Origin of the sequence: Olivibacter sitiensis DSM 17696 (assembly GCF_000427965.1) — a bacterium.
Classification (GTDB): Bacteria; Bacteroidota; Bacteroidia; order Sphingobacteriales; family Sphingobacteriaceae; genus Olivibacter; species Olivibacter sitiensis.
In genome coordinates, this window is record NZ_ATZA01000088.1 from 1 (window position 1) to 4,375 (window position 4,375).

The following is a 4,375-nucleotide window of genomic DNA, read 5'->3' on the forward strand; positions in this document are numbered from 1 at the left end:
TTCTGATGGCTGCATTGACTTACAATCTGAAGAAATACCTGAAATTCACAGGAAAAACTCCAAAAATAATAGCCAAAGCTATGGAGAAAAGTACAGGAACAGTACAAACTGTTCTAAACCGCTATTTTTTGACCTCATTAGAGCCGATTTAAGCTTGTTGAAATTTCCAAGATAAATTACAACCTCTAAAAAAAGCCATCGTTAAAACGACTGAAATCGCTTTGTGAAAAGTCAGTTTTCTAAGCAAATTTTAGAAAATCGGGGTTGTGCAACGGTTACACGGGTTTTGCGTCAGGCGGGCTGACGTGCAAACTTGGAGCTTTGTGCTTCTATTCAAGTTCAGTGCCGACAGACAGTTTTGTGCTCCGAAACCCCGCCCGAACGCAAAGCCCGAAAACGTTAGTGGCAAGTGTAACAGGACACCGTTCCAAATGACAGAACAGACAAACGGAGGAAACATACATACAAGATAAAACTTTTGACCGAAACGACACGCTGACAAAAGGCGAATACGAAAATTGCACGTTCAACAGTTGTAACTTTTCCGACAATGACCTTTCTGAATTTAAGTTCACAGACTGCACATTTAACGGTTGTAATTTGAGTTTGGCAAAACTGAACAAAACGGCTTTTCGGGACATAAAATTTAAAGACTGCAAAATGTTGGGACTTCGCTTTGACACCTGCAATGAGTTTGGACTTTCTTTTTCGTTTGACGGTTGCCAACTCAACCATTCTTCGTTTTATAAGACAAAAATCAAAAAGACAGTTTTCAAAAATTCGCAGTTACAAGAAACTGACTTTGCAGAAGCCGACTTGACAAGTTCCGTGTTTGACAACTGCAATTTGACACAAGCCGTTTTCGACCACACGATACTTGAAAAAACCGACTTTCGGACTTCTTACAATTATTCCATTGACCCAGAAATTAACCGAATTAAGAAAGCAAAATTTTCTATTTTGGGCATTTCAGGACTTTTAGACAAATACGATATTGACATAGAAAAATGACACCAAGAATTGAAACATCAAACGAAAAGAAATTAGTCGGTAAGCGACTAACAATGAGTTTTGCCAACTATAAAATAGGCGAACTTTGGAGAAGTTTTACACCAAGACGAAAAGAAATAACCAATAACTTGACAAACGACTTGATTTCATTGGTGGTTTACAAACCGACACATTTTGCAGACTTTAAGCCAACAAACGAATTTGAAAGGTGGGCGACAATTGAAGTTGCAAACTTTGACAACGTGCCAACCGAAATGGAAACGTTTATTTTACCAAGCGGACTTTATGCGGTTTTTGACTACAAAGGTTTGAGCACGGACAATTCCATTTTCCAATACATTTTTGGAACGTGGTTGCCAAGTTCAGACTACGTTTTAGACAATAGACCGCACTTTGAAGTTTTGGGCGACAAATACAAAAACAACGACCCGACATCAGAAGAAGAAATTTGGATACCGATAAGACCGAAGAACACCAGCCACTAACAGCGGTTTTGCGTCAGGCGGGGTGAACGGCTTCGTATGACAGTTTTTCGTAAATTTGAAATTTCGGCTTCGTAGTAAGTTTTGTGGTAAAAGCCCGCCCGAACGCAAAGCCGCAAACCGATGTAGCGAAATCCGCTTCGCTCCTTTCGCTACATCGTCCCGGCGGCTTGCACCGCCTGATGCGCTCGGTCGCTTCGCGGACTCTCGCACATCAGGCGGTTTTGCGCCATCCCTCACAGGGGCTACGCCCCGCTCGGGACGTGCGCAAAGCCGCCGGGACGTTAGCGGTCATTGTAACGGACGACACAGCAGACACAAAAATCAATGGACAATCTTCTAAAATACATTCGTTCGCTGACAAGTTTTTCTGACGGAAGTTGGGAACTGCTTCAACCTGTATTGACAAAAAAAGAGTTTAAGAAAAACGAATTGCTACTAAGACAAGGACAAGTTTGCAACTCACTTTTTTACATTGACAACGGCTACTGCAAAAGCTATTATGAAATTGACGGAGTTGTAAAAAACACAGGATTTTTCTTTGAAAACGAAATTGCAACCAACATCAATAGCTTTGGCAACGGGCAAAAATCGGAATTTAATATTGTGGCTTGTGAACCATTAACCACCATAATTTTTAACAAAGACAAATTGTTTAAAACAGCCCAACAAGCCAACGAGATAGAAACTTTGGGAAGAAACTGCATACGCTTATTTGCTACGAAACAAGAAGAATTTTCAACCTTATTCAAACTCTATTCTGCACAAGAACGTTTGGAATATTTAGAAACAAAACACCCCGAAATTTTACAACGAGTTTCACTTTCTCAATTAGCTTCCTTTCTTGGTGTAGCAAGGGAAACATTAAGCCGAATTAGAAAACGCAGAGTGTTGGGATAATTATGTGACGTTTATCACAGGTCTGACACCGTAACATTTTTGACCTTTGCTGAAAATATAAGAGATATGCAAAAGTTGAAAAAAATTGACGAGCAAACCAACGTTTTGACTTGGTTTGAAATTCCTGTAACAGACATTGACAGGGCAAAAAAATTCTACGAAACTATTTTGGATATAGAAATGGTTAAACGTGCAGACGGAAACGATGAAGCCGTTTTCTTCCCTTTCAATCCAAATGTTGTTCAAGCGACATCGGGACGAGTAACGGGCGTTTTGTCAAAGACAGCAAGAAACAATCCGTCAAGCAATGGCACAGTCGTTTACATCAACGCAAGCCCAAGTATTCAAACTGTTCTTGACAAAGTAGAACAAGCAGGCGGAAAAGTGATTGCACCAAAAATACAAATTCCAGCAGGTTTTATTGCTATCATCATTGACAGCGAAGGAAACAAAGTTGGGCTTCACGCTGAACAATAAGACGACTGACAATAGTACTAAAAGTCAAGTGTGGAGTTGCTACATTTGACTGGAGGAATTTAGTTGTCAGATTTAGAAAGAAACCTTTAAATTTGATTATATGAGCAGACGAGTGTTTGATGACTCCTTCAGAAAGATGGCTGTAGAGCTTTCTTATCGTAAGGGATCTGTAAAAGAGGTAGCTGATGAATTAGGTATCAGCCAAACTCTTTTGAGTAAATGGAGACAACGGGATTCAGATTCCGAGCAAGGAAAGGCTGGGTTGACTGAGGATCAGAAACTAATTAAAAAGTTGCAAAAAGAGCTAAAGGATGCTCAAATGGAACGCGACATTCTAAAAAAGGCGGTCGGCATCTTTTCCAAGGGAGACGGGAGATATTCGGATTCATAAAAGAGCACCGAAGAATATTTTCAGTTGAAATGATGTGTAGGGTATTTCGATTAAGTAACAGTGGTTTTTATTATTGGTTAAAGCATCCCAAGGGCAAGCGTCAAGTTGATAACACCTCACTGCTGGAAGAAATCAGTGAGATTCACCAGAACAGCAAGAAAGTTTACGGCAGCCCAAGAATTGCAGCCAAGCTTGCTGAAAAGGGTTTCCGAGTTTCCAGACCCAGGGTAGCCAGGATAATGCGGAAAGCTGGGATCCAAAGTATCATACGCAAGAAGTGGGTGAAAACCACAGACTCCAGGCATGTGCATCCTGTAGCAGAAAACGTCCTCAACAGAGATTTTTCGGCAGGGAGACTTGGAGAAAAATGGGTATCAGACCTTACTTATATACGTACTGGAGCTGGGTGGGTATATTTGACAACGGTTATAGATCTTGCAGACAGAAAAGTGATCGGCTGGTCGCTGAGTGATAATATGGAAGCTAAAAATACGACGATTAGAGCATTCCAAATGGCAAAAGCAAACAGAGCAATTGAAAATGAACTAATATTCCACTCTGATCAGGGAGTCCAGTATGCCTGCTTAGAATTTAGGAAGCAATTGGTGGGCTTACCAATAAAACAGAGTATGAGCCGAAAGGGAAATTGTTGGGATAATGCAGTTGCAGAAAGCTTTTTTAAAACAATGAAAACTGAGATGGTTTACCAAAGAACTTTCAAAACTAAGAAGCAGGCATACCTGGCAATCTTTGAGTACATAGAGGTTTGGTACAACAGAAAAAGAAGCCATTCTACACTAGGCTATTTGACTCCCTTAGAAGTTGAAAAAGCAATGATGAATAGAAAAAGAGCCGCGTAAATTGCACAAAAGAAGAATCTAAATAAATGCATCTCAAAAAAAATATCTGACGAAAAAAAATCTCTAGTATACTATTGCAATTCCAGTGAAGTAAGTGTTTCGCTTGACTTTTTTTGTTACAGTTGGACACGGAAAGACAAACAACGAACCGCTAACATCGGTAACCGTTGCACAACCCCGATTTTCTAAAATTTGCTTAGAAAACTGACTTTTCACAAAGCGATTTCAGTCGTTTTAACGATGGCTTTTTTTAG

Annotated in this window: 6 protein-coding genes; all 6 read left to right on the forward strand. The window is 40.1% G+C overall.

Annotation, left to right across the window (positions count from 1 at the left end):
* Positions 1-495 precede the first annotated feature (495 nt).
* Entirely contained in the window at positions 496-1,011 is a 516-nt protein-coding gene (locus A37S_RS0122230; RefSeq protein WP_245586452.1) for a pentapeptide repeat-containing protein, read from the forward strand.
* A complete protein-coding gene (locus A37S_RS0122235; RefSeq protein ID WP_028298847.1) occupies positions 1,008-1,496 on the forward strand; it encodes a GyrI-like domain-containing protein in 489 nt (162 codons plus the stop codon). The genes A37S_RS0122230 and A37S_RS0122235 overlap by 4 nt, the downstream gene beginning before the upstream one ends.
* A gap of 324 nt (positions 1,497-1,820) precedes the next feature.
* A complete protein-coding gene (locus A37S_RS0122240) occupies positions 1,821-2,393 on the forward strand; it encodes a Crp/Fnr family transcriptional regulator (protein WP_028298848.1) in 573 nt (190 codons plus the stop codon).
* A gap of 66 nt (positions 2,394-2,459) precedes the next feature.
* Positions 2,460-2,870 (forward strand): VOC family protein, encoded by a 411-nt coding sequence (locus A37S_RS0122245; protein ID WP_028298849.1) that lies wholly within the window; start codon positions 2,460-2,462, stop codon positions 2,868-2,870.
* A 100-nt stretch (positions 2,871-2,970) separates the two neighbouring features.
* Positions 2,971-3,261, forward strand: a complete 291-nt coding sequence (locus A37S_RS0122250; protein ID WP_028298850.1) for a transposase — start codon at positions 2,971-2,973, stop codon at positions 3,259-3,261.
* Positions 3,258-4,121, forward strand: coding sequence for an IS3 family transposase (locus A37S_RS0122255; protein WP_245586453.1), 864 nt, complete (start codon positions 3,258-3,260; stop codon positions 4,119-4,121). Before A37S_RS0122250 ends, A37S_RS0122255 begins: the two co-directional genes overlap by 4 nt.
* Positions 4,122-4,375 lie beyond the last annotated feature (254 nt).

What these genes read in the sequence shown, in the direction of transcription:
- A37S_RS0122245 (WP_028298849.1), top strand. Translation starts at nt 2,460, where the DNA reads ATGCAAAAGTTGAAAAAAATTGACGAGCAAACCAACGTTTTGACTTGG.
- A37S_RS0122235 (WP_028298847.1), top strand. Translation starts at nt 1,008, where the DNA reads ATGACACCAAGAATTGAAACATCAAACGAAAAGAAATTAGTCGGTAAG.
- A37S_RS0122250 (WP_028298850.1), top strand. Translation starts at nt 2,971, where the DNA reads ATGAGCAGACGAGTGTTTGATGACTCCTTCAGAAAGATGGCTGTAGAG.
- A37S_RS0122240 (WP_028298848.1), top strand. Translation starts at nt 1,821, where the DNA reads ATGGACAATCTTCTAAAATACATTCGTTCGCTGACAAGTTTTTCTGAC.